Raw genomic sequence first — 26,182 nt, 5'->3', positions numbered from 1 at the left:
TTATGAAACGAAAAAAATTATTTGCAACAATTTTATGGAAATAACATTAGATTCGCGAAAAGTCAAGGAAAATTCGATATTTTTCTGCACATCACTTGATAAAAATGAAGCAGAAAAGTACATAAACGACGCAATTTTAAAGGGTGCCGCAAAAATTTATACAAGATTTGACATAAAAGGAAAAAATGTATTCGTAGTCGATGATTTCGAGACGAAATTAAGAGATGAATTGCGCGAATTTTATCCAAACAAGCCGAAATTTCAAATGGCAATCACGGGAACGAATGGCAAAACTTCGACGGCGTATTTTGTTTGGCAAATTTTGCGTAAAATGGGAAAAAACTGTGTTTATATCGGCACTATTGGCGTTTTTTCAGGGCAAAAAGAGCTTGACGATGAGTTTTTCACAAGGTTTAATGGCAATAATTTAACCACCCCAGATTTAATCTCAATACATGAAATTTTGCATATTGCATCGACAAAAATGCACTGCGATTATGCAATTTTCGAGGCCTCAAGCCATGGAATTTCTCAGGGCAGAATTGACTTTTTAGACATCTGCACTGCAGGCTTTACAAATTTCACACAAGACCACCTTGATTACCACAAAAACATGGATGAATACTGGGCTTGCAAGGAAAAACTCTTTACAAAATATCTCAAAAATAACGGGGTTATCATTGCAAATATAGACGATGGAAAAACTGGCACTATTGTAGAAAAAATAGCTCAAGAAAATAGCGAAAAAACTGTGATTACATATGGGAAAAATGGGGATTTACAGCCACTTGATGTGCGTCTTGAAAATGGCATGCAAAAAATTACATTTGCCTATAAAACGCAAAAATACTATATAAATAGTTGGATTTTAGGCGATTTTCAAGTCTATAATTTACTATGTGCAAGCGGTTTTATGCTATCTCTTGGCTTCAAAATATCAGATTTTATAAGCATTTTGGGCGAAATCATGCCGCCTCCGGGTCGCCTTGAAAGAGTCAAAAAAGCCGATAAATACTACGATATTTACATAGACTACGCTCACACGCCAGACGCACTTGAAAAAGCCCTTGTAGAGCTTCGAAAAATCACTACTGGACGACTTATTTGCATTTTTGGCTGCGGCGGTGACAGAGACAACGCAAAGCGCGCTATAATGGGCAAAACATCAGTTTCCATCGCAAATTTCACGATTATAACAGACGACAATCCAAGAACAGAGGATGCCGCAAAAATTAGAGCCGAAATAATTAGCGGAATTCGCGAGCTAAAAGCCGAAAAAATGGCACGATTAAAGGACTTTCCAATAAAACGAGTCATGCTTTTTGCACTTCAAAATGAAAATGTTGTTGGAAATTTCATGGAAATCGACGGGCGAAAAAATGCGATAGAATATGGTGTTTTAATGATGCAAGAGGGCGATGTTTTGCTAATTGCCGGCAAGGGTCACGAAAACTACCAAATAATTGGCACAAAAAAAGAATATTTCAGCGACTTTGACGAGGTTGCGTCAATTTTATCCTAATTATATTATTAAAATACCAGGAATATAAATGAGAATTGTAAAAAAATATTATTTTTTAATCAACAAAATTTCCCTCACGCAATTTGCCATATTTCTAGAATTTCTTGAAATTGAATCTGTCATATAAAAATTATAAACAGTTGATGCAATAGATATATTTTCGTCGATTTTATCGCATTTTTTCGCAAGAATTGCACGAGATTTTTGCACATTGATTTCTTTGTTTTCAAGGCTTTCAAGCATTTTCATTTGCACGTCGCTTCTAGTTTTTGCACTAAAATTTGAGTCTATATTTGCTATAATCTTGCATAAAATCTGACATTCATCAAAGCGGTTATCAATAATTTCGCAGGCTTTTGTGGTTTTTTGAATTCTACCTTCGGAATTTGTGTAAAATGCCGATTTTTCAACATAAGTAAGGCTTGGGAAAATTACAGATGAGCGACGCAAACTATCATCGCCATTTGTTGCAAAAGATATAATTTTGCAGTTATTATGCACTAAACTTGTGTCTATATCACTAGTTGAATTCAAAATTAAGCAGTCAATTTCGCCAGCTTTTGCCATTTCCATTATTTTTGTTGCAGATTTTGTATTAAAATCCAAGTCAAGACCGCCAACATTTGCAATATTTTTGTGCAAAAAGCAATAACCATTCCAGTCGTCTTTTATGAAGAATTTTTCCGCGATTTCAAGCGTCAGGCTATGAAGTTTTTCATCTTTTGTTACAATATCAGAGCCAAGGATAATCATTGGAAATTTCGCATCTTTTAAGGCCTTGCTTACACTTGATTTATTGTTTAAAATATCAGTAAGGGACGATATATTTGGCTCAAGAAAGCTTGCATTTAGCTTTAAATCTCTGTTTTCATCTGCAATCACAACTTTTGCACCAAGAATCGATGCCTTTCGTATTCGTGCGTTTAAAACCGGAGCGTCTTTTCGCGTGTTACAGCCAACAATAAGGATAAAATCTGCTTTGTCTATACCCTTAAAACCTGTATTGAATATGTAATTTCCGCGGCTTGAAGTATCAAAATCACCGCCATTTTCAATACAAGAATAGTATTTACAATTTATTTTTTCCGCAAGAATTTTATGCAAATATATAGTTTCCATATCTGTCATTTTGCCCGTAATCATTGCAATATTACTAGATGATTTTATAATTTTATCAGTGTTTAATATCGCATCTTCCAAACTTGCAGGTTGTATAACCTTATTTCTTGCAATAAAGCAGGTGTCAACTCTTTGATTTGCAAGGCCATCAATGGCAAATCTACTTTTATCGCTAATCCATTCTTCATTAATATCATCGTTTAAATCTGGCAAAACACGCAAGACTTCATTTGATCTTGTTTGCACGACGATATTTGATCCCATTGCGTCAAAAACATCTATACTACGGGTTTTTGTCAGCTCCCAAGGCCTTGCTTTTGCCTCATACGGCTTTGCAGTTAGCGCGCCAACTGGGCATAAATCTATTATATTTCCTGACAATTCTGAAGATAATGCGTTTTCAAGGGTAGTTATTTCGGTTTCAACGCCTCGTCCAATTGAGCCAATTTCGGTAAATCCTGCTACATCATTAATAAATCTGACACATCTTGTGCAGTGAATGCAGCGATTCATTTTAGTTTTGACGAGTGGACCCATGTATTTATCGACAACTGCGCGTTTATCATGGCAAAAATTACCTTTATCCTTGCCGTATATATATGCTTGATCTTGAAGGTCGCACTCGCCGCCTTGGTCACAAACCGGGCAATCAAGTGGGTGATTCATAAGAATCAATTCCATTACATCTCCTCTTGCTTTTTTAACCATTTCAGAGTCTGTAAAAATTTCCATGTTATTTGCAACAGGTGTTGCACATGATGCCGCTGGTTTTGGGGGCCCAGGCTTAATTTCAACAAGGCACATACGGCAATTTCCTGCAATTTTTAACTTATCGTGATAGCAAAATCTTGGAATTTGAGAGCCAGCATATTTTTCACATGCCTGCATAACTGTAAGATTGTTTTCAACCTCAAATTCTTGCCCATTTATCTTAATATTTACCATATTTGCAAATCAACTTAAGCTTAGTATAAAGTAAAAAAACTAAAAATCAATTATATTTTGTAAATTGTCTTGACATGTATCAAATTTTGTGGTATAATAGTAAAATTATTTTTGTTTTATGAACGAGAGACTAAAAAAAGCATTAAAATGGGCTGGAATTGGATTTATAGTTGGAGCTTGCGGTGGAGCTATTTCATTAGGTATTGAATGTTTGATTATTGGTAAAGAAATTTTAACTGCTGATGTTATTGTTGGAACAATGTTTAGTTTATCTGGTGTCACTGCCGTTATGACACCATTGTGTTATGAAATTATTGAGTGTATTATGAATAGACAAGAAGAAAATCGTCGTCGAAGAATTTTTGAGGCTATTGCACAACTCCAAGACAACAATCAAGAAAATGTTCCGACACGGATGGATAATGATGTGGATATTGATGCGATTCGTAACATAACTGGTCTTCTTCGGATAGGTAATAATCAACAGCAAATAATTCCGCAGGGCGATATTCCTGCAAATAATGATTTGGGTCACGTGCAAGAAGAGCAAATACAGCTAAACTTGGGAAATTTAAATAATCAACAGCAGCAGATTGTTGTAGATGAGATGGATCAGGGCGTTAATCAATTGCAGCAGTCTATAGATTTGCAGGTCAATATTTCGCAACACAATGAATTAAATCAAGTACAGGAAGAGCAAATAATTCCGCAAATCAATGCTCAAATACAGCAGCAAGAACAAAGTGAAAATAACAATATTGTGCAAATAAATCAAAATGGCGGTGGTATTCACATTCAAGGTGAGATACAAAGAAGAAATAGTGGTAGTAATTTACAGCAAGGTTAAATGTAGGTTAAAAAGTAGGGGAGATGAAATCTTAAAAAGTTATACTATTTTATGCTTATTAAATGGTAATTTTTTTATGATAATTTCCCCGATATTTAAAAACCCATGGCTTTGTATATAGCGAAGTATTGCGATGATAAAGATGTTTAGCAGTGCAAATCCGGAGATTTTTATTAAAATTGAGTCGGAATATGAAAGTTTTTCCGAAATAAGATAGGTTATTATGTAGTAAGTTTGGATAAAAATAATGGTTTTTATTGTAACTTTTGTGACCATAAATCCGCGTTTACTTGTAATTAGAATGAAATAGCAGGAATTTATAAAAACAACTATCATTAGTGCATTTTTAATTTTTGTAAGCACGGAGTCCACAATGTCGGATGTACTAATCACGCCGTTATTATCGCGAAGTAGAGAGTAGATCATGTGATATATTGAAATTTGCTTGTCTTTAAGGTCTTTTTTATACATATCGACTTTATTTAAATTGCGTATTTCTCTATCATTTTTTATATTTTTGGTTTCAAATGAAATATTATCTGTTGCAAGTGTATGAACAATAGAGTTTTTACCTTTAGGAAGACTAAGATCGTTTGAGTATATTTCTACACGAATATTGTGTTTATTATCAAAGGATATTTCAAGTTCTTCTAGTGATTTGGCTTGGCATTTATCGTATTTTATTTTATTTACAATATTTTGATTATTTTGGTCAACAAATTTACCACCAGATTCAAAAATACATTGATTTTGCTGTAAGATTTGATATCGTTTAATTTTTGCAAAAGCAAAAGGGTGTATAATGGTAATGAAAATGGTGTAGATTAGCATTGAAAAAAGCGTCAAGACATTAAAGATATACATTGGGGTTTTATCAAGAGAAATTAGGGCGATGTCTTGGTTTGTTTGCTTTAGGCGAAGCAGGGTTATTATTGTTGATATACCGCAAATTATGGCAAATAGCATATCAAGGTTGATTATGCTGCGATAAACAGAGATTAAAAAGCCGAAATCTGCAGACATTGAGTCTATAATTGCAAAAATTAAAACAAAAATTGATAAAACAATTGTTAAATTTCTTGCATAAATAGTTCCTATATATTTTGTTGAGATGCTAAATACTTGCATAGATTTTTCATATCAAAGTAGTTTATTAATAAGGATATAAATGTCAAGTGAATAAAGATATTACGATATATAAAAATATTTTCTTGATTATTAAAAACAATTGATTAGCTGTGTGGTAATATAAAGCAAGTTAATGTCCTTTCGTGGAGTAAATTTTTTAAATTTTAATAAGGATGGCATTATTGACGAAAAGCGTGTTATTAATTTATTGTTAAATAAGCAGCTAGAGCATTCATTAATTGAGAAAATTAAGGGAGATTTAAGTTTAATGAAAATAAAAAGCAGCAGTGCGATAGAGAAAATTGTTAAGCAGAATATAGTTGAATATTTGCGTGGGTGTATTAAATCTTTTGAAATTGACACGGTATCATATCCGCATGTAATAGCGTTAATTGGAGTTAATGGCTCTGGTAAAACGACAACATCATTTAAAATGGCAAATTTATTAACAAATCTAGAGTATAAAACAAGTCTTGTTAGTTGTGATATAGTTCGCCCTGGAGCATTATTTCAATTTAACGAGTTATGCAAAAAAGTTGCAGTTGATGCAGATTATAAAAAGAAGGGTGAAAAAATTTTCAACTTTATTGAAAAGAAAATAAATTTTGCAATTGAAAATAAATATGATATATTTGTACTTGATACACCGGGAATAGTTGTTGGTAACAAAGCAACATTAGATTATGTTTCAGAAATCATTGGCAGTGTAAAAGATTTAATAGGGAAAGATAGATCTTTTTCAACGATATTTATAGCTGATGCAAATCTTGGAGGCGATATAATGTCTCAGATTATGTTTTTGAAAAACACTGTTAAGATCGATGGTATATTTATATCGAAGTTTGAGACAACATCAAAAATAGGGCAAATACTTAAAGCTGCAAAGACATTTAAGATACCAATTACGGGCATTGGCAATGGAATATCTGTAACGAAGATTGATAAAATTACTCCAGATGATTTATCAAATATGATATTTAATGTCAAAGAATTGGGAAATGAAGCTCATTAATTGTTAAATTTATACTTGAATATTAAATATTAGCAAGATTACATTATACAATAAAATTCTTTGTATATGAAAGTAAAGACTGCGGGATGTATTATAATAGGCAATGAAATATTAACTGGTAAAACGAAAGATAGTAATATGAGCTATCTTGCAATTGAGCTTTTCAAATCTGGAATTGACTTAATTGAGGCAAGGCATGTAAGAGACATTGAGCAGGATATTGTGAGTGCAGTTCTTGAATTATCAAAAAAGTATGACTATGTTTTTACAAGTGGAGGAATTGGCCCAACTCATGATGATATTACAACGCAGTCTATAGCAAAAGCTTTTAATGCAGATGTATATTTAGACGAAAAAGCACATGCGATACTAAAGGAATATTATGGCGATGCGTTAAATGAAGCGCGTTTAAAGATGGCAAAAATTCCTTATGGGGCGGAGTTAATTTTTAATCATGTTACGCAGGCTCCCGGTTTTTATATTAAAAATGTATATGTAATGGCTGGAGTTCCAAAGATTTTCCATGCAATGCTAGGTGAGGTATTACCAAAATTACAGAAAGGATCGATTATATCAAGTATATCGGAGATTTTTCATCTACCGGAGGCAGATATTGCAAAGTCTTTAGGGAAAATTGCATATAATTATGCAAAAGATGGTGTAGATATTGGCAGCTATCCAAAAATAGAGGGTGATAGCTGGATTCTTGAGATTGTTGTTCGCAGTAGAGATATAAATTTGGCAGAGTCGGTAATGAATGAAATTAAGGCTAGTTTTGCAGAAATAAAGCCAAGTTTTGATAAAAAAGACTTGATGAGTTTATTGTAGAATATGGCGTATTTAGTTGGTGAAAATTGCATTAAATGTAAGTATACAACATGTGTTGAGGTATGCCCTGTAGATTGTTTTTACGAGGGTGAAAATATGCTAGTTATTAATCCAAATGAATGTATAGATTGCGGTGTTTGTGAGCCTGAGTGCCCGGCAAAAGCAATTTTTCCGGAAAGTGAAGAATTAATCTTTTGGCTTGAGATTAATGAGAAATATTCGAAGATTTGGCCAAACATCAACAAGGTAAAACCTGCGCTTGAAAATGCTGATGAGGAAAATGGGAAAGAGGGTAAATTTGAGAAATATTTTGGAGAGAATTTATCAAAAGATTAAGATTTAATTGCATTTCTAATTAAAATCAATATTGCGTGAATGCAGTGGGTTGTGTCGAGGTTAAATGTATTTTTATTTACAATTATTTCAATTATTTCATCATACATTTTAAAATAATTATAGTAATTTTTTGGATGCGTTTTATCTCTATATCGTTTAATTTCTTTTTGTATATTTTCGCTATTTGCAATAACGCTTGGCAGCTCAAATCTTGCGTTATATATTGGATTAATGACCTTTAGGATGTATAGAATTAATTTTACAACAATATCAAAAGATATAGCATTTTGCTTACCTAGCATATTTTCTATTTGAGTTGATTTCAGATCGCCTGCAAAGATAAATTCAGTTAGCAAAGCCATGAGTTGTAGTATATTTTTATTCATCATTTCAACGGATATATTACCATTTGCATTTGATAAATCTTTCAATATTTTTGCATCTTGAAGGGAAATGTATTGTATAGCAGAGTGGGAAAAGAAGTTATTGTAGTCTATATTTGGTACAAATTGCAGAGTTGATCTTGAGCGTATAGTTTTCATAACTGCAGATAAATTACTTGTAATCATGAAGAAAAAAGTATTTGGCTGAGGTTCTTCCAGTGCTTTAAGTATAGCGTTTGCGGCTTGCATATTTAGGCCATCGATGTTTAGTATAATGATTTTAGACTTTGAAAATGACGATTTAAGAGATGTAAAAGTAAGTATTTGACGAGCATTATCAACTGAGATTTTATCTTCGTTTATAGTAAATAAATCTGGATGTGTATTATTTTGCAATAAATTGTAGGAATTATGGGTTGTATCGGTTGAAAGTATAATATATGAGGCTATTTCTTTAGCTAAAATGTATTTTCCAATACCGTAAACACCGTATAAAATTGTTGCGTGATGCAGAGCATTATTGTTAAATAGGTTGATAATTTTAGTATATATTTCATGATGCTGACTTGGTAATTTTTGACCAAGGGTTGCGATGTTAAAATCACTTTTAAGATTTTCATCAGGAAATGCAGGCATACTTACTGCATTTTTAACATTATCGGCAATTTCACCAAAAAGACTATCCATTACTTGACTTGTATTTTTTATATTATATAAGTAGTTAATTTTAAAAAGCAATAAATGTCTGAAATTGTATTAAAAATTGAGAATTTATCGAAGATTTATCAAGATGGAAACAGTGAAAAAAGCGTTTTAAACAATATATCATTATCACTTGAAGCTGGAAAATCAATTGCAATTTGTGGACCATCGGGCTGCGGCAAGACAACTCTTTTGCAACTTTGCGCATTAATGGACGATAATTACAGTGGTAAAATAGAAATTTGTGATCAAGACATTGCAAAAATTACAGGAAGTGAAAAGGATGTTATCAGAAAGGGGAAATTTGGTTTTATACATCAATTTCACCATTTATTTCCTGAGTTTTCCGTTATAGAGAATGTGATATTTTCAAAACTAAATAACGATATAGATAAAAAAATTGCCATAGAGTGTGCAAAGCAAGTTTTAAAAGATGTGGGGCTTGGGGAAAAAGCGGATTATCATCCATGGCAATTATCAGGTGGTGAGAGGCAAAGAGTTGCGATTGCGCGGGCTGTGATAAATAAACCGAAAATTATTTTTGCAGATGAGCCAACTGGAAATCTTGATCCTGAAAATTCTATTATCGTAATGAAATTAATGCTTGATTTATGCGCCAAGAGCAATACATCAATTTTACTTGTAACGCACAATCATGATTTTGCAGCTATGTGCGATATGCAGGTTTATATTTAGTTTTAGATGGTTAATAGATGTCACATTTTTCATTAATGTTTATAACATCTTTAATGTATTTTGGTGTAAAGTAGATATTGTAAATATATGATTTTCCATGAGTTTTAATGTTTTTTGCGTGCATTCTCATTTCTTCTTCTACCATTTTTTCATATTCTGCTTCGTGACCGGGAATAAATTTATAAGGATTTCTAACATAAGTTCCACGCACCATTGCAATGCCATCTTTTACAACCATGCAAAGATATAAAATAAGGCAAAGAATATGACTACAGCAAAATAATGTTAGCGCAGAAGCCATGAATGATGCAAAAATGTACCTTGTTTTCGTCATGGTGACTACGAATGTATAGCTCTTTTTGAAACAGCAAGTGCTGCTTCTTTTATTGCTTCGTTTAGGGTTGGATGTGCGTGGCAAATCATGGAAAGATCTTCAGCCGATGCGCTAAATTCAATTAAAACTGAAATTTCGTGTATAAGAGTTCCTGCTTCTTTTCCTATGATACTTGCGCCTAAAATTCTATCTGTTTGCTTGTCGGCAATTATTTTAACAAAGCCTTGAGTCTGGGAAATGGCTTTTGCGCGCGAATTTGCTGCAAAGTTGAATTTTCCAATTTTATACTCAATATTTGCATCTTTTAGGGCTTTTTCTGAAAGTCCGACGCAGGCTATTTCCGGGTCAGTATAAACAACGCTTGGAATTGCATTATAATTGACATGTCCATATTTGCCTGCTGCAATATCTGCAACTGCAATGCCCTCATCTTCGGCTTTATGAGCAAGCATTGGCCCGGGTATTACATCGCCGATTGCAAAAATATTTTCGCAAACTTTATATTCTTTATCAACTTTAATGAAGCCTCGAGAGTCGATTTCCCCGCCTATTGCCTCAAGATTTAGCCCTTGTGTAAATGGCCTTCTTCCTATGCAAACAAGAACAACATCGCAGGTTACAAAGTCACGCTTACCAGTTTTAATATCTTCGTATTCAATTTTAACATTTTTAGATGTTTTTTCAACTGATAAAACCTTATGGGATGTATGAATTTCAAGACCTTGGGCATCAAGCATTTTCTTTGCATATTCAGACACATCATCGTCCATTCCAGGGATAATTTTATCAGAATATTCCAGAACTTTCGTATTTGCACCAAGCCTTGACCAAACGCATCCAAGCTCAAGACCTATAACCCCGCCGCCAATTACAACCAATTCTTGTGGCACTTTTTTAAGGCAGAGGGCTCCAGTTGAAGAGACTATATTTTCTTCATCGATGGCAACATTTGGAATTTGCGAGACAACAGATCCGGTTGCGATAACGAATTTTGCTGATCTTATCGCAGTTTTTACACCATTATTTTCAACTTCAATCTCATTTTTAGAGACAAATCTTGCAGTTCCTGTTATTTTATCGATTTTATTTTTCCGAAAAAGCATATCAATTCCACCTGCAAGGCTTTTTATTATGCCATCTTTTCTTGCAAGCATAACGCTGGTATCGATTTTAGGATTTACGCTTATTCCATGCTCTGTAAAATGATGTTTTGCATTATAGAAATTATGCGATGATTCAAGCAGGGCTTTTGACGGGATGCAGCCCTCATTTAGACAGGTTCCACCGAGGTTTTGACGCTTTTCAACGCATGCAACTTTAAGACCATTTTGCGCAGCTCTTATAGCGCAAACATAACCGCCCGGCCCGCCGCCAATTATAACTAAATCATACATAATAGACATAATAAAGCACAATCTATGGACATCTTAATGGCAATAGATAATTGTCAAGTAAAATCTTATAGCCCCTAAAAAGAGCTATAAGAATAATACTTGCTTGTTGAAAGACCTATTTTCTATAGCCCCTTTGATTAATAGTAGGCAGCAAACCAGTTGGCTTCTTGGTTAAGTTAGCAAAGCGTGTATTGTTTGCAAACATCTGAGTTGCAAGTGAGCCATTACCACCTTGTTGGTTTTGCTGGTGGTTATTATTCACGTAGTTATTTACCATTTTTGGATTATAAACAAAGCGACCACCTTGTCTTGAGGAAACGGGGTTAATTTGCTTATCAACATGAACTTGATTATGCTGTATAGCGCCTACATTGTGTGAAGCTTTATTGTACATTGTTGTGTCAAATTTTTGATTATCATTTTGTGATATTTGTTTTTGATTTCTCCATCCACGAGATGCTGTAGTGAGTTTGGCATAATTTGGAGAAGATGAATCTGGTGTAGTTTCTTGAGTTTCTTGTTTATTAAATTGTGCATAGTACTCTTGGTCATCTTTGTTTAAAGTTTGTTTTCTGGCGGCCGAAGGAATGCTTCCTGTTGCACTTGTTGTGATAGGCTGCTTAAGAGTAATTTCTTTTTTAACGATTTGTTCAACTCTTTCCGTCTGAACTGCTTGTATTTTGACATTTTCATTTATGTATTCCATTGCATTTTTTACAATTGAAGTTGTCATATTTAGCATATCCAGTGTGTATTTTTTGAGATCATGCGGAAAGGAAAGGTGGATCTGCTCATGTATGAGTACTATTTTGTCATTGATGTTATTAATGTCAATGTTGCCGTGTGACTGTTTGTATTGAATCATGAAGTTGATCGTCTTACGAATAAGCCTATAAATATTTTGTATGTCAGGCCGATTATTTTTGTCCATCACTTCATCTTGTAGGTTTTGCATGACTTTATCAAAATTATATTCTTGGGAATTATTTGATTTGGGATACTTGATATATGCAATTTCACCAAGTTTTTTAACATGTTCCTCAGATGGATCTTGTATGAGTGGAGGCATTAATTGTTCTGCCATTTGCTGTCTTTTGTGAAGGTTTGGGATTCCCCTATTCATAAATGTTTTTGTACTTGTGTCCATAAAGGTAAAAAATAAAAATTAAACGAAATCATATTAATGATAATATTTTTATAGTCAAGTAAATAATAATAAAATATAATTCTTGACATTAATATCTGATATTTTTTATTTACTTTCTAAGTTTTTTGTGTGCAAAATTGATTAATATAGTAAAACATACAGTATTTTTTATAAGATACATTATTGAGTTTATCTTTCTTGTATTATTTTTTGTTATATGTATTCTTTTTGGCTTTAAGATTTCATCATGTTTTGGTGGATATTTTATGAATCTTTTTAGATTTATACCCAAAATTAGCGCTAGAGTTACAAACAATTTAAGACATGTCTATCCGCTAATGGAAGAGGAATTTGTGCAGTCTTTATCGAAGAAAATCTTTTTTACCACTGGGCGAATGGTTGGCGAAACGCCGCATTTTTTTGTTAAAAAGTGGTCTAGGTTGCAAAAGTATGTTCAGGTTGAAAATCATGAGATTATAGAAGATTATATCAAAAATAATGAGTCAATAATTATTATTACGGGTCATTTTGGCAATTGGTGGTTTATTACAAAATTTATTGAATACCTTAAAATACCGCTGTATTCGATATATAGAAGGCAAAATAACCCATTAATCGACTTTTTTGTACACAATGCAAGTTATGGGAAGAATTTGCGCAAAAATACAGGTCAAATCAAGGAAGTTGTGAAAATTGTACTCAAAAAAGGTAATGCATTATCTGTATTTGCCGATCACAGGGATATTAACGGAATTCCTATGCCTTTTCTTGGAAAAGATGCCATGACATCTATATTTTTTGCAAAAATAGCATGTAAATATAACATTCCGGTTATATATGTATCGTGCCTGCGAAAAAAAAATAAACCTACGGAATTTGTTATGAAATTTCAAACTATACGCCATAAGGATGATGACAGATTTACCCCTGAAACCCTTGCGCAAGCTGCAAATGATCAATTTTCACTTGACATTTCAGAAAATAGAGAACAGTGGTTTTGGCTGCATAAGCGGTGGAAAATGAAAAAATAAACATACATTGCTGTATAATAATTGAATTATAATCAAAAAAGAGTGGTATATTTGACTAAAACAAATCCCCAAGCCTAGTATTTTCACTGTAATTACCTGCAAAAATCGCAGATCGAATAGCCTTCATTAAATCTTGGTAAAACGTGATATTGTGGATTGTCATTAGCGTTGCAACAAGTATTTCCTGATTTTTAAATAGATGATGAAGATATTGCAGGCTGTGATTTTTACATGTATAGCAATTGCATTTTTCATCAAGTTGGCGGTCTGAAATTGCATATTGTGCGTTTTTAATCCGAATTTCGCCATTTCTTGTGTAAGCAAGGCCGTTTCTTGCAACGCGTGATGGCAAAACGCAGTCGAACATGTCAATTCCACGCGCTACGGCTTTAATTAAATCATCAGGTTTACCAACGCCCATGAGGTATCTAGGCTTGTCTTCCGGCATAAAAGGCACGGTAAAATCTAGGGTTTTTAGCATTTCATCTTGTCCCTCGCCAACTGCAAGACCGCCTACTGCATATCCATCAAAACCAATATCAATCAAGGATTTTGCAGAAATTTCACGCAAATCGGGAAAAACAGACCCCTGTACTATGCCAAAAAGCCCGTATCCATCGCGATTTATATATGCATCTTTTGATCTTTGTGCCCACCTAAGTGAAAGTTCCATAGATTTTTTCGCTTTCTTGTGAGTTATCGGAAATGCAGGGCATTCATCGAAAATCATAGTTATATCGCTGCCAATTTTATATTGAATATCCATGGATCTTTCAGGTGTTAGGAGGTATTTTGTGCCATCAATGTGCGAGCGAAATGTAACGCCTTCCTCAGTAATTTTGCGTATTTTAGATAGAGACATTACTTGAAAACCGCCGGAATCAGTTAAAATTGGCAGATTCCAGTTCATAAATTTGTGCATTCCGCCAAATTTTTCCATTTTTTCTTCCCCAGGGCGAAGCATTAAATGATAGGTATTTCCAAGGATTATTTGCGCTCCAGTATCTTTGATCATGTCATTTGTGAGACCTTTAACACTTGCAGATGTTCCAACTGGCATAAAGACTGGAGTTTGCACAACGCCGTGCGCAAGATTTAGCGTGCCGCATCTAGCATTCCCTGTTTTTTTCTCAAGTGTAAATTCAAAAGACATTAAGGCAAAAATTTTTTATATAGTAAAAATATGTTTTCTTTTTGTCAAATAATAAATATATTTTTTCACAAAAAAAAGTGAGTGATTTATGCAATCACCCACTAATAATTTTTCAATTAAAGAATTTATTATTCAATAATTTCAGAAATTACGCCTGAACCAACAGTTCTACCGCCTTCACGGATAGCAAATCTCAAACCTTTATTCATTGCAACTGAATACATTAATTCAATTTCAAGAGTAAGATTATCACCTGGCATAACCATTTCAGTTCCAGCAGGAAGGGTTACAGTTCCAGTAACATCTGTTGTTCTGAAGTAGAATTGAGGTCTGTAATTTTTAAAGAATGGAGTATGTCTTCCACCTTCTTCTTTTGTAAGAACATAAACTTCAGCCTTAAATTTCTTATGCGGAGTTATGCTACCTGGTTTTGCAAGAACTTGACCTCTTTCAATACCTTCTCTATCAACACCACGAAGAAGCAAGCCTGCATTGTCACCAGCTCTACCTTCATCAAGTAATTTTCTAAACATTTCAATTCCAGTGATTGTAGTTTTCTTAGTATCTTTACCAAGGCCGATAATTTCAACTTCTTCACCGACTTTAACGATACCAGATTCGATACGACCAGTTGCAACTGTACCACGGCCAGAAATTGAGAAAACATCTTCTACAGACATCAAGAATGGTTTATCAGTTTCTCTTTCAGGTGTAGGGATATAGCTATCAACTGCAGCCATTAATTCATGAATTTTTTCAACCCATTGAGGTTCGCCGTTTAGAGCGCCAAGTGCAGCACCACGAATAATTGGAGTATTATCACCGTCAAATCCATACATAGTAAGAAGTTCACGAAGTTCCATTTCAACAAGCTCAAGCATTTCTGCATCTGCTATGTCGCATTTATTTAAGAAGACAACCATTCTAGGTACACCAACCTGACGAGCAAGAAGGATGTGTTCACGAGTTTGAGGCATCGGACCATCAGTTCCGGCAACAACAAGTATAGATCCGTCCATCTGAGCGGCACCTGTAATCATATTTTTAATGTAGTCGGCGTGACCAGGGCAGTCAACGTGAGCATAGTGACGATTAGTTGTTTCATATTCAACGTGCGCCGTTGCGATTGTTATACCACGAGCTCTTTCTTCTGGTGCTTTATCGATTTGGTCATAAGCCGTAGCTTGTGCCATACCTTTTTCTGCCAAAACCTTAGTAATAGCCGCTGTTAAAGTTGTTTTACCGTGGTCAACGTGTCCAATTGTTCCCACGTTAACATGGGGTTTGTTTCTTTCAAATTTCTCTGCCATATTATAAAAAAAATTAATAACATTTTCAAACATTAAAAACATAAAAAAATTATAATCAAGAATTATTTTAACAAAAAAAACTTGCAAATAAGATAATTATGTAAATGATTAGTGTATAACATCGATGAGATATGAGATATTTGATATATTTTAGTTTATTTATTTTTATTTTACAAGAAAATGCATCTGCAATGTTTCAAAAAAGACTTGCATATAGGCAGGATGATAACAGGCCGCCATTTTTAGATGATAGCAATAGTTCTGGGCGATTTTATATTGGTGGTGGATTTGAATGGCTTGGAACGTCTATTAATGACATGAGGTCTGCGGGAATGAGTGAAAATATGAATAAGGCTTTATATAATATGGAATCAAATTATGCAAAAAATAATTCAAAAGGTCCAAATTTTACAAATGATGGTATAGGCATTTTATCTTCTGGTATAATTAGTCTAGGATATGTTGATTTATCTCGTGAGGGCGCAACAACAAGGCATGAGCTAGAAGTTGGTTTTGGTTCACAAACTGCAAATTTAAAACATGTTAGTGCCGCAAATAAATTTAATGATGAGTACGATAGTGTTAAGTATACACTTTCGCAAAAAAGAGCAATGTATAACTTTTATATTACGGGAGATCCAAGAAATAATCTAAATTTATTCGGTGGTTTTGGAATAGGTGTATCAAATGTTACAATGGCACTCAGTGGTGCAAAAACAAGTTCAGACACAACTGGGACTGAGTTTTACAAATCTCAGGCAAGAGATGGATTTGCAGCGGTTTATTCGGTATTTTTCGGCGGAACATACGATATAACAGATTCGATAGTTGCGCAGGCAAAATTAAAAATAATGGTAACTGATAAGGCCAATAAGAAGTATGCAAATGATTTATATGCAGGTAGTGGAAAGTTGATGACTTCATTTGGGCTTGAAATATCGGTTTTATACGGATTATAAAAACTCCTTAATAAAAAAGGATATTTACTTTTTTTAACACATCTTTTGCAACATCATTGATGCAATCCATTGTATTTGGAAGGAAGTTTTCGAGGGTTTCAACATTTTTATCCAATATTTTGACAGAATTATTGGCTTGAGCAAGGGTTAAAAATTGTTCATATTTTGATATATTAATGCCGTCTTTATATACATATAGTGGTTTTTGCAGATAAGACATTTCGCATATCATTGAAATTGAATCTGCAGTTGCAATTAAATAATCTGCATAACCAAGAAATGCATTGTATAGATTTTCGCCTTTTCGTGGATTTGAAACATCGTATAAATAGTATGAACAATCAAGAATTTTCTTTATATTATCGATAATATGAGGAGGTGTTCTGCGAGATGTAGTAATTAGTAGTGTTGCATCCATTTTTTTTGCAATATCATTAATCTGATTAATAAAAGCTATTCCAATTTCCTGTGTAAAAACAAAGTTTTTAGCGTTTCCACCGATAGCAACTGATATGTACGGTCTATGAAATCTTGTGATAATGCTGGAAAATTTCGCAATATCTTCTTTGAAATCTGATGGATTAAAGTATGAAATTGCACCATTGGTATTTACGACATTATTCTCGTCTAGGCTTAGGATATTATCATGTTTTGGAAGCAAGACTGCATCAAAATGTGAAAATGGAATATTTGGATTAAGTATTGTAATAATTTTTGTTCTTTGAGCTCCATATTTTCGTTTTGCATGTAACGATATTTTTGCAAGTTTTCTACCGCATGATATTATAACGTCGTATCTTTTTTCACGCGGCTTGCTTATCTTACCGCTTAATTTCCAAATTCTTATTATATTTGGCAATTTTGCAAGAAAGTTAAATTTTACATCTGTTGTATCAATTTGCACAGCTATTTTTGATGATAATACTGATTTTATACCATTTGCAAGAGCTGTAGATTGCTTAGTATTTGCAGCTCGCGAGTCTGTTAAAACTAAAATTTTAAACATTTTAATAACAAAAAATCATTTCTTTTTTACTTGTTTTGGAATTTGCCCTCTTCCCATTTTTTCTATTTCACTTGGCTTAAGATCTCCATTACCCTTATAATCAAAAAAGTCAAGAAATTCTTGACCATGTCTGCTTCCAACTACAAAATCTACAATACACACTCTAACTCTTCTGCGTGCATTTAGTTTATCTGTATCATTTTTATCTTTTAGTATATCTGAATATTCGGTGACAAATCCAAGTACTTTTCTACTAGAAACGCCACTTTCAACGAGCAAATCGCGCATAAAAATCATTCTTTTTTTTGCCAAATATCTACCATAATGCGGCTCGCCTGTCCAGTCTATATATCCGGTAATTAATACACTTGCAGAATCAAAAGATCCAGTATTTTTAATAATTTTTTCAACAATATTTTTAGCTGTAATTGGTGGGATATATTCACCTTCGTTGTAGTAGACACTATAGCACAACTCGTGTTTTTTCTTCTCATCCATTGCAATTTCCTCTGTGTATGTAGGTTTTTTTAGACTATCTGGTGTATCTTTTGGGGTAATTTTAAATTTTTGCTCAAAGCTTTCCAAATTCCAAAGAAAAGATTTTTCACACTCTTTTATTTTCTGTTTTCCAAGGGCATCTTGGCTTTCGTCTCCAATCCAGCAATCAAAGAGGCATTGTAGATGAGCTAACATATCGTATTCATTTTTTATCAAATCTGTATCTGACAAAATTTTCATTAATCTATTGTATTTATCCATTTTAAAGTCAAGTCCATTTTCAACGCTTACGCCAAGATCGAGTGGACTATATGGGAATATTTCATCTCCACGGGTAACTTTATAAGCGCGTTTTTTAAATTTTAAATACTCTGTGCCATTTCCATCAATATTTTTTGCTTCAGCATAGCGCATATAACAACTTGCAAGTCCTTTTTGAAAATGCTCATTTTTTGCAAATCCGCAAATCATGAAAAGCATTAATAGAAAAAAACAAGATTTTATCATGGTTTTAGAAAATCTTTAATAGTTTAATCATTATATTTTTTATTTGCAATATTTAACTGCGATATAACTGTATCTAAAATTTGACAAGCTGCAACTGCATCATCTTGAAAATTTACGGTATTAAGGGACATTTTACCTTTTTTTGCTGATTTTTCATGGGGTTTAATAAAATCTAAATCGATATTTTTATATTTTTCAGATTTATTATGATTTTTCCAAGATTTATTCTGAGATATTCTAGTTTTTGTATGATTTTTTGATGCCAAAACACTTTGTTTACCAAATTTACCCGATGACAATTGCAAAGTATTTGCAAGTCTTGTTGTCATTCTTTCATCTTGGAGGAAAATTGGAATTTGTATTTCTTGATATAATTTATTTGCAAAAGTTATAATTACATTGCAAAAGTCTTGAAGATTTCCGAGTATATCAAGGGGTATGCCGATTGCAATTCCTTTTATATCGTGACATTTTATTATTTCATGGAAATTTTGTAAAAAATTGTCATCATTGTTGATAATTTGCATTGGCACTGCGATAATACGGTCATTATCGGTTATTGAAAGACCAATTTTTTTTGCTCCATAGTCTATTCCAAGAATCTTCCCATTTTTTATATTATTTGCAAATTCCGAAATATCAAATGTTATCATGACCCGATTTTATTTGTTGTTTTAGTTAAATAAGCCGTAATTGCAATTGCAAGTGCATCACTTTCATCATCAGTTTTTGGGTTTGCTGATGGCAAAATATGTTTTAGCATGTACTGTATTTGCATTTTATCAGCATTTCCGTTGCCTGTGAGTGTTTTTTTTACAAGCCTTGACTCAAAGCTTAAGATTTCTGTTTTATTATCGAGGAAATTTGCCATGCAGACACCACGAACAATACCAAGTTTTAAAGATGTTTGGGGATTTGAATTAACATAAACATCTTCTATAGCAAGAATATCTGGTTTATATTGAGTATATTGGGTGCGAATAACATCGAAAATTTTGTTTAATTTAGGATACATTTCGCCGCCGGTTTTACTTTCTATCGTGCCAAGGCATAGGAGATTTATCGAGTTTGAAACGCAGTTTATAGCGCAATATCCGCAGGAATTTAAAGATGGATCTATGCCAAAAATAACCATTATTTTTTGATAATATTATTTTCTTTATAGTATTTTAATGCACCTTTATGAATAGGCAGCATCAGGCCATTTTTCATTTCTGTCATTTTATCTTTTTCAACATCAAGGAATACTTTGTTATACATTTTAAATTTCGGCATATTGTCAAACACGGCTTTAGTTATTTTGTATGCAAGCTTTTCATCCACGCGAGATGTTGCTATAAGGTTTGTCATTATAGCAAATGAGGCTATATCTTTATTATATCCAGGGTATGCACTAATATTTATTTTGCTTGCTAGATATTCATCGTGTTCGGTAACAATTTTTGATATATCTTGCTCAGGAATTGGCAAAATTTTTACCCCGCATTCTGTTACAAATTCATCAACATCGCCATCTGGATGATTAATATCTGTTGCTATTGCATCAATACTGCTATTGCAAAGTGCATGACTCATATTAACGCCAGAGATAATATTAACGTCTGATATTGACATATTGGAATGCTTTAGGATTTCAGACAGGGCTATTTTTGCTGAATTTTCACCTTTTCCAACATAAATTTTCTTACCTTTTAGGTCTTGAATTGATTTAATACCAGATTTTTCTGAAACCAAAATAGTAAAAGTCTCAGGGAACAATGAGAACATTGATGTTAATTGTTTGTTATTCATGAAGTCTTTTTCAAGGCTTGTTTGGCTAATTATAAAATCGTATTGATTGTAATGATTCATAGCATATCTTACGCTAGATGTTGGCTCTACAACGCAGTGTATATTGAGGTCGTGCATTTTATTTAAAAACATACAAATGCTACCTGCAACATTGTATTTCATGCTATGCGGCTTAGATCCTGCTATTATTATAGTTTTTTTAGGCTCGTTTATCTTAGCTTTTTTATTATTTTTCGTTGCTTTCTTGGCTTCATTTTTGATTTTTTTAGGTTCATCTTTGGTCTTTTTAGGTTCATTTTTTACCTTGATTATGCTATCCGCTTTTGTTTTATCAAAATAACCCCATTCACCAGAAAAAAATGGTTTTCCGCGATTCATTTGACATCCTGATGCAAAAAACAACAAAATTGGTAGAAATAATGCTAATTTCATTTTACAAAAATAATCTTGACTTTACTCAAAAACACTTGTTACATACACTTGATATAATTTGCAAGCATTTTTTTATGAATTTTTTAGATAAAATAAAACTGGAAGATAGGTTGTTTTTAAATAATTTATCGGATATATTTAAGCGAAATGGTTTAAAATTGATGATAGTTGGGGGTTATGTTAGAGATATTTTACTTGGGGTAAAAAAGGCTAAGATTGACATAGATTTATCAATAAATGCAAGCCCTGACGAGGTCATGAATATACTAAAAAGCGTTGAAGATATTGGTGTATTTGACATAGGGGGCAGGTCACACGGAACTTTAATTGTTGTAGATAAAAAAAACAACACAAATTTTGAAATTACATCATGCAGAAAGGATATTCAAACTTTTGGAAGGCATGCAGAGGTTGAATTTACAACAAGTTTTGAGGAGGATTCCATGCGTCGAGATTTTACCATGAATGCAATTTATCTTGATTTTAATGGCGAAATTTATGACTATCATGGGGGAATTGCAGATATTAATGCGCGAAAAATACGATTTATTGGAGATGCAAAAACAAGAATTACAGAAGATTTCTTACGAATTATAAGATATTTTCGCTTTTCGCATATTATAAAAGATTATAGTTTTGAGGAAATAAATATATGCAAAGAGCTTAGCAATGAAATGCAAATGCTTTCAAAAGAGCGCATTAGATCTGAATTATTAAAGCTATTTGAAAGTGATAATTGCGCTTATTTGGTTGATATTATGTTAAGTAATGGTATATTTGATGGAATTTTTAAAAATTGTAATATTTCAGCCTCTGGAATTAAATTTATAGAAAGCATAGATGACGAGATATTTTTACACACAAAAATCACAAAAAGTCAGGGAAAGTTATTAAATATGCTGGGTGGTATTGGAAAAAATGAGATATTTCGTAAATATGAGCAGAAAATCGTAGATATAGCTGCAAAAACCAAGGATAACGATGTTACAATACTTGCAAAATATGGGCTTTGCAGAGCATTTGAAATATTTTTGTTACTTGAGAGAAAAATTAATCATAAAGCCTTTATAGCATTATCAAATTTAGAGTATACAAAGCCAGATATATCAAGTATGCACGGGGCTGAAATATCCAAGGCTATTCTTGATGCGAAGATAAAATTTTATAATGATTATATGGAGAATTTGCAAAACTAATTTTATCATCATTATTTTTCTTGCAAATTAAAATTTATGTTGTATAATTGAGTTGATATGGCCGAATAGCATAGCTGGTCTAATGCAGAGGATTGCAAATCCTTGATCGTGAGTTCGAATCTCACTTCGGCCTCCAGTTTTTCTATATCAGTATGAAGTATCGCGGTAATTTCTTTGAAAAAAAAACTCAATCTTTAAATAAAAAACAAGACAATCATAAACCTAATGATCAAAATGGTAATCAATTTTTAGATCAATCGTTTGAAGAAGAGAAGGAAGAAGATGATGATAAATCTTTAGATCAATCGTTTGAAGAAGAGAAGGAAGAAGATGATGATAAATCTTTAGATCAAAATAATCAGAATCCGCAAGAATTGAAGAAAACTCCAGTGCAAAAAACACCGCAACTTGGTGGTGGCAAAGGTGGGCCAACAAAAACACCTCATCCGATACCTAAGGATGGTAAAAAAGAAGATGATGACAAGGATGTTGAATCAAAAAAAATAAGTGTAGAAATTGCTGAATTAAAGGGAAAGCCAGATGATGAAGTTACTGAATTTGTAAATAACTGGATTGGCAAAATAATGCAATTTATGACCGAAAATGGTGTACAAGTTGATAGTAAAGCATCTGAGGTACGATTTAATGTTAATAATAAGGAGTATTTACATGGTAAATATGGCGCAAAGAATGCAGGTGTAGCAAAAAAAGATGATAAAAAAAAGCAGCCCTTTACCATTGAATATAAGGCAAGTGGAGAAATAATAATTACGGTAAATGATGATAAAGCTTTTGATGCGTTAACGAAATATTTAGATTCTGAAAAGTTGAAATATAAAGTTGTTGATCAAGAGAAAGATGGTAAAAAGCCTGAAGGTGTCAAGGATAATGCAAAGCCTGAGGAGGCAAAGAAGGGTGGCTTTGGGGATATGCTAAAAAAACAAAGAGAAGAGGTTACAAAAGATAAGCAAAGAACATAATAGGATGTGTGTTTTAAAGTAGATAGTTTTTTCTAAAGCTAAATATCTCATTTCCCGAGACTATTGCATGGTCAAATATTTCTATTCCTACTATTGCAAGGAGCTTTGATATTTCGTATGTTAAGTCCATATCTTGTGCAGATGGGTTTGGGTTTCCAGATGGATGATTATGTATTATTGCTATATTTTTAGCGTTTAAAGTAGAGCTTTGTTTGATAATTTTCTTAATATCGATACCAACTTTATCGGAAAAACCTATTGACAATTGCTCTTCTTTAATAATTTGATATTTTGCATCTAGGTAAAATATAATAAAAACTTCGTGCCCAATTTCACCAAATTTAATTTTTAGATATTGAGATAAATCATTCCAAACATGCATAATATTTTTATTTTGTATACGTTCTTGTAGCAATAGGTCAATAAAGTTTTTGATTATATTGACTGCATTTTTAATTTTTTCATCACTTTGGGCAAAGCTTGTTTGCTCAAGATCAAATATTATTTTACTAACTGAGCTTTTTGAATTTAGCAATGGTAGCAAGTCATTTTTCTCTATTGTTGGGTCAATATATGCAAGCATTGACATAAACATTTCTTTTACACAAGATGGCATTTGAATTTCGAGATTGTCATTATTTTTTGAATTTATATCGCGTTTTTGAAGGGTATTTTTAGCATCTTGTATGTTTATGACATTTTCTGAATCGAGATCCGTGGATGTACTTTTAGGTTCTGGCGTTCTTTGTGATATTGTATATATTGGATTAAATCGTCTTTTCATGGCACCAAAATTTACTGGTAGCAAGAGAGGGACTTGAACCCCCGACCCAAGGATTATGATTCCTTTGCTCTAACCAACTGAGCTATCTTGCCACTACATACAAAAAGTATGATACAAGATTTTTAAAAGTCAATATCTATTTATTTTTTCTGTTTGTGTGATTTAGTATTTTTTTTGTTTAGGTTTTGAATTTAGGCATCATTATATAATTGTGAGTATTTTGTAGGAAATAAGGAAATTTTTTGCAAAATAAAATTAATAGTTGATTTTAAATAAAGTATAGTGTATTAGAGAAACGTTATTTATTATTTTTTATGAATCAAAACAAAGTACAAATGCGAAAGAGTAATTAGGCTTGAGGATAAGATGGCTATTATGCTTGATGATAAGATGACTATTCGTAAAAAAGACGGCTCAATTTACCAATGTGATATGGAAAATTATCAAGTATTGAAGGCTGGCTTGATGCCTCCAATGGACTTAAGTGAGCTAAAGCCATACTCTGAAGGCGAAAGATATGATGTTAAGCGTACATTTCTAGACGGCTCAATTTACGAAGGTGAAGTGACAAAAGGCAAAGCAGATGGCAAAGGTAAGCTTATACTTTCAGACGGCTCAATTTACGAAGGTTATATGGTACATGGAAAAATTAAATACCCTGACGGGACATTTCAATATCCAAATGGTGATTTTTTGACATTTAATTTTAATTCAGACGGAAAACGATTGTATCCACCAAAGGTTTTTCGTAAAACTAATGAAAATGGAGTAATTTATGCAGGACATTTCACCGAAGACGCAAAGAATCTCATTTACAAAGTTATATATCAAGATGGTAGTTATACAGAACATATTGTCAATAATGAGTTAAATACATCTGTGAAATATGAAGATTGTAAAAAATTTCCAGACGGCTCAATTGACGAAGGTGAAATGAGAAATTGCAAAGGTAAGTTTATACTTTCAGACGACTCAATTTACGAAGGTGAAATGAGAAATGGCAAAGCGCATGGCAAGGGTAAGCTTACACTTTTAGATGGCTCAAGTTGTGAAGGGGAATTCTTGGAAGGCAAAAAACATGGTATTATGAAGTATACGCTAAACTGTCGTGAGTATCAAAAAATTACATTCAACAATGATATTGGTTACGGAGATGATTTATTATCAACACAAATTAATATTGGTCACATAGATGATTTATTATCAACACAAAGTGATATTGGTCACATAGATGATTTACCAAATCAAAGTAATCCAGTAACAACAGTTACAAAACTGAAAGATTGTTTTTTTGAAATTGAACGTAAGATTGACGCTTTGAGAGATAGAGGGAGGTTTGTATATGACAATGGGGATTATTTTGATGGGGAATTTAGTATCACAAGTCTTGGTTTGAATAAATGCGTGGCATACAATGGTCGTAAAAAATTTCCAGACGGCTCAATTTATGAAGGGGAATTCTTAAAAGACAAAAAGCATGGCAAGGGTAAGCTTATACTTTCAGACGGCTCAATTTATGAAGGGGAATTCTTAAAAGACAAAAAGCATGGCAAGGGTAAGCTTACACTTCCAGACGGCTTAATGTATGAAGGGGAATTTCAAGACGATGACTTGATTTGTGGAAGGATGATAATATCTCAAGCAATGACAATATCTGAAGATAAATCAAAAGATAAATCAAAAGATACAAAGCAATCAAGAATGGGATATGATGAAGCTAGAAACAACTGTATTGAAGTTAGTAGCGAATTCAAGAAGAAACAACAACAGCAACAACAACAGCAGGTGCAAACTGATCAATCTGAAAGGGGTTCGAATATATCTGGTTTAAAAAAGACATACGATTCTCCTTATAATAAATCACATAGCACTAAGCAAGAGGAGGGGGGTAGTAAACAATTTCAGCAGCAAAGTCAAATTCAGCAACAAAAAAAAGACTTTTTATTTAAGTAAACGCTAGTATAAATGCTTGACTTTAATTTGTGTAAGTAGCGATAGTCTTAAAATGGATTATCGCTATTGTTTAAGCAAGGATTTGTGGTGTGTAATTTAGTTTTGGATTAGGCTAAATTTTTGTATATATCAAATGAATATAAAATAAATTTTTCACTAGAATGTATTATACAAGAATTAATATAGACG

Annotated in this window: 25 protein-coding genes and 2 tRNA genes; 12 read left to right on the top strand and 15 right to left on the bottom strand. The window is 32.9% G+C overall.

From position 1 onward, the window contains the following. The first annotated feature begins 16 nt into the window (after window positions 1-16). On the top strand, window positions 17-1,522 hold the full coding sequence (locus deia_RS03855) for a UDP-N-acetylmuramoyl-L-alanyl-D-glutamate--2,6-diaminopimelate ligase (RefSeq protein ID WP_320410364.1): 1,506 nt from the start codon (window positions 17-19) through the stop codon (window positions 1,520-1,522). A 48-nt stretch (window positions 1,523-1,570) separates the two neighbouring features. Here deia_RS03855 and nuoG read toward each other — a convergent pair whose 3' ends face one another. Further along, window positions 1,571-3,586: an NADH-quinone oxidoreductase subunit NuoG gene (gene nuoG / locus deia_RS03850; protein ID WP_146820842.1), complete on the bottom strand. Its 2,016-nt coding sequence runs from the start codon at window positions 3,584-3,586 to the stop codon at window positions 1,571-1,573. A gap of 118 nt (window positions 3,587-3,704) precedes the next feature. Between nuoG and deia_RS03845 the strand changes: the two genes are divergently transcribed. Then, a complete protein-coding gene (locus tag deia_RS03845) occupies window positions 3,705-4,433 on the top strand; it encodes a hypothetical protein (protein WP_146820841.1) in 729 nt (242 codons plus the stop codon). A 39-nt stretch (window positions 4,434-4,472) separates the two neighbouring features. On the opposite strand, the gene deia_RS03840 is transcribed toward deia_RS03845, so the two are convergent. Further along, entirely contained in the window at window positions 4,473-5,561 is a 1,089-nt protein-coding gene (locus tag deia_RS03840) for a hypothetical protein (RefSeq protein ID WP_146820840.1), read from the bottom strand. A gap of 133 nt (window positions 5,562-5,694) precedes the next feature. Here deia_RS03840 and deia_RS03835 point away from each other — a divergent pair, with 133 nt between their 5' ends. The 3 genes from deia_RS03835 (at window position 5,695) to fdxA (ending at window position 7,737) form a co-directional block, all read left to right on the top strand. After that, on the top strand, window positions 5,695-6,573 hold the full coding sequence (locus tag deia_RS03835; protein WP_146820839.1) for a hypothetical protein: 879 nt from the start codon (window positions 5,695-5,697) through the stop codon (window positions 6,571-6,573). Window positions 6,574-6,639: 66 nt separating this feature from the next. Continuing rightward, on the top strand, window positions 6,640-7,401 hold the full coding sequence (locus deia_RS03830; protein WP_146820838.1) for a competence/damage-inducible protein A: 762 nt from the start codon (window positions 6,640-6,642) through the stop codon (window positions 7,399-7,401). Between the two features lie 3 nt (window positions 7,402-7,404). Continuing rightward, the gene (fdxA, locus tag deia_RS03825; RefSeq protein ID WP_146820837.1) at window positions 7,405-7,737 is read left to right on the top strand and encodes a ferredoxin FdxA; all 333 of its coding nucleotides are present in this window, start codon (window positions 7,405-7,407) and stop codon (window positions 7,735-7,737) included. On the opposite strand, the gene deia_RS03820 is transcribed toward fdxA, so the two are convergent. Beyond that, entirely contained in the window at window positions 7,734-8,807 is a 1,074-nt protein-coding gene (locus deia_RS03820; RefSeq protein ID WP_146820836.1) for a hypothetical protein, read from the bottom strand. The genes fdxA and deia_RS03820 overlap by 4 nt on opposite strands. A gap of 54 nt (window positions 8,808-8,861) precedes the next feature. Between deia_RS03820 and deia_RS03815 the strand changes: the two genes are divergently transcribed. Then, entirely contained in the window at window positions 8,862-9,518 is a 657-nt protein-coding gene (locus tag deia_RS03815; protein WP_146820835.1) for an ABC transporter ATP-binding protein, read from the top strand. Between the two features lie 10 nt (window positions 9,519-9,528). On the opposite strand, the gene deia_RS03810 is transcribed toward deia_RS03815, so the two are convergent. The 3 genes from deia_RS03810 to deia_RS05805 form a co-directional block, all read right to left on the bottom strand. Next, window positions 9,529-9,852 (bottom strand): hypothetical protein, encoded by a 324-nt coding sequence (locus deia_RS03810; RefSeq protein ID WP_161982854.1) that lies wholly within the window; start codon window positions 9,850-9,852, stop codon window positions 9,529-9,531. Between the two features lie 5 nt (window positions 9,853-9,857). Beyond that, the gene (lpdA, locus tag deia_RS03805; RefSeq protein ID WP_146820833.1) at window positions 9,858-11,255 is read right to left on the bottom strand and encodes a dihydrolipoyl dehydrogenase; all 1,398 of its coding nucleotides are present in this window, start codon (window positions 11,253-11,255) and stop codon (window positions 9,858-9,860) included. Between the two features lie 106 nt (window positions 11,256-11,361). Next, the gene (locus deia_RS05805) at window positions 11,362-12,369 is read right to left on the bottom strand and encodes a hypothetical protein (RefSeq protein ID WP_161982853.1); all 1,008 of its coding nucleotides are present in this window, start codon (window positions 12,367-12,369) and stop codon (window positions 11,362-11,364) included. Window positions 12,370-12,518: 149 nt separating this feature from the next. Between deia_RS05805 and deia_RS03790 the strand changes: the two genes are divergently transcribed. Further along, the gene (locus deia_RS03790) at window positions 12,519-13,424 is read left to right on the top strand and encodes a lysophospholipid acyltransferase family protein (protein ID WP_320410360.1); all 906 of its coding nucleotides are present in this window, start codon (window positions 12,519-12,521) and stop codon (window positions 13,422-13,424) included. Between the two features lie 55 nt (window positions 13,425-13,479). Here the strand turns inward: deia_RS03790 and tgt are convergent, their stop codons facing one another. Beyond that, window positions 13,480-14,577 (bottom strand): tRNA guanosine(34) transglycosylase Tgt, encoded by a 1,098-nt coding sequence (gene tgt, locus deia_RS03785; RefSeq protein WP_146820829.1) that lies wholly within the window; start codon window positions 14,575-14,577, stop codon window positions 13,480-13,482. A 128-nt stretch (window positions 14,578-14,705) separates the two neighbouring features. Next, complete coding sequence (gene tuf / locus deia_RS03780; RefSeq protein ID WP_146820828.1) at window positions 14,706-15,887, bottom strand: elongation factor Tu; 1,182 nt, start codon at window positions 15,885-15,887, stop codon at window positions 14,706-14,708. Window positions 15,888-16,018: 131 nt separating this feature from the next. Between tuf and deia_RS03775 the strand changes: the two genes are divergently transcribed. Further along, window positions 16,019-16,846 carry a hypothetical protein gene (locus deia_RS03775; protein WP_146820827.1) on the top strand — a complete coding sequence of 276 codons (828 nt, stop codon included), beginning with the start codon at window positions 16,019-16,021 and terminating at the stop codon, window positions 16,844-16,846. A gap of 7 nt (window positions 16,847-16,853) precedes the next feature. Here deia_RS03775 and deia_RS03770 read toward each other — a convergent pair whose 3' ends face one another. Genes deia_RS03770 through deia_RS03750 form a run of 5 tightly spaced genes read right to left on the bottom strand, consistent with a single transcriptional unit; the run spans window position 16,854 to window position 21,080 of the window. Beyond that, window positions 16,854-17,852: an ELM1/GtrOC1 family putative glycosyltransferase gene (locus deia_RS03770; RefSeq protein ID WP_146820826.1), complete on the bottom strand. Its 999-nt coding sequence runs from the start codon at window positions 17,850-17,852 to the stop codon at window positions 16,854-16,856. A gap of 15 nt (window positions 17,853-17,867) precedes the next feature. Further along, entirely contained in the window at window positions 17,868-18,857 is a 990-nt protein-coding gene (locus deia_RS03765) for an OmpA family protein (protein WP_146820825.1), read from the bottom strand. 23 nt (window positions 18,858-18,880) lie between these two features. Beyond that, on the bottom strand, window positions 18,881-19,510 hold the full coding sequence (gene ruvX / locus deia_RS03760) for a Holliday junction resolvase RuvX (protein WP_146820824.1): 630 nt from the start codon (window positions 19,508-19,510) through the stop codon (window positions 18,881-18,883). Next, a complete protein-coding gene (gene ruvC, locus deia_RS03755) occupies window positions 19,507-19,992 on the bottom strand; it encodes a crossover junction endodeoxyribonuclease RuvC (RefSeq protein WP_146820823.1) in 486 nt (161 codons plus the stop codon). The genes ruvX and ruvC overlap by 4 nt, the downstream gene beginning before the upstream one ends. Continuing rightward, window positions 19,992-21,080: a TAXI family TRAP transporter solute-binding subunit gene (locus deia_RS03750; RefSeq protein WP_146820822.1), complete on the bottom strand. Its 1,089-nt coding sequence runs from the start codon at window positions 21,078-21,080 to the stop codon at window positions 19,992-19,994. The genes ruvC and deia_RS03750 overlap by 1 nt, the downstream gene beginning before the upstream one ends. 74 nt (window positions 21,081-21,154) lie before the next feature. Here deia_RS03750 and deia_RS03745 point away from each other — a divergent pair, with 74 nt between their 5' ends. The 3 genes from deia_RS03745 (at window position 21,155) to deia_RS03735 (ending at window position 23,256) form a co-directional block, all read left to right on the top strand. Next, on the top strand, window positions 21,155-22,276 hold the full coding sequence (locus deia_RS03745) for a tRNA nucleotidyltransferase/poly(A) polymerase family protein (protein WP_161982851.1): 1,122 nt from the start codon (window positions 21,155-21,157) through the stop codon (window positions 22,274-22,276). 59 nt (window positions 22,277-22,335) lie between these two features. After that, window positions 22,336-22,412 (top strand) — tRNA-Cys (locus deia_RS03740). 16 nt (window positions 22,413-22,428) lie between these two features. Beyond that, window positions 22,429-23,256 (top strand): hypothetical protein, encoded by an 828-nt coding sequence (locus deia_RS03735; protein WP_146820820.1) that lies wholly within the window; start codon window positions 22,429-22,431, stop codon window positions 23,254-23,256. A gap of 13 nt (window positions 23,257-23,269) precedes the next feature. Here deia_RS03735 and deia_RS03730 read toward each other — a convergent pair whose 3' ends face one another. After that, window positions 23,270-24,040, bottom strand: a complete 771-nt coding sequence (locus tag deia_RS03730; protein ID WP_146820819.1) for a JAB domain-containing protein — start codon at window positions 24,038-24,040, stop codon at window positions 23,270-23,272. A gap of 15 nt (window positions 24,041-24,055) precedes the next feature. Continuing rightward, window positions 24,056-24,132 (bottom strand) — tRNA-Met (locus deia_RS03725). Window positions 24,133-24,406: 274 nt separating this feature from the next. On the opposite strand from deia_RS03725, the gene deia_RS03720 reads away from it, so the two are divergent. Then, on the top strand, window positions 24,407-25,993 hold the full coding sequence (locus deia_RS03720; RefSeq protein ID WP_146820818.1) for an MORN repeat-containing protein: 1,587 nt from the start codon (window positions 24,407-24,409) through the stop codon (window positions 25,991-25,993). Window positions 25,994-26,182 lie beyond the last annotated feature (189 nt).

It is taken from the genome of Candidatus Deianiraea vastatrix, assembly GCF_007993655.1.
In the GTDB taxonomy this organism is placed as follows: domain Bacteria; phylum Pseudomonadota; class Alphaproteobacteria; order Rickettsiales; family Deianiraeaceae; genus Deianiraea; species Deianiraea vastatrix.
This window is presented reverse-complemented; position numbering and strand designations above follow the sequence as displayed.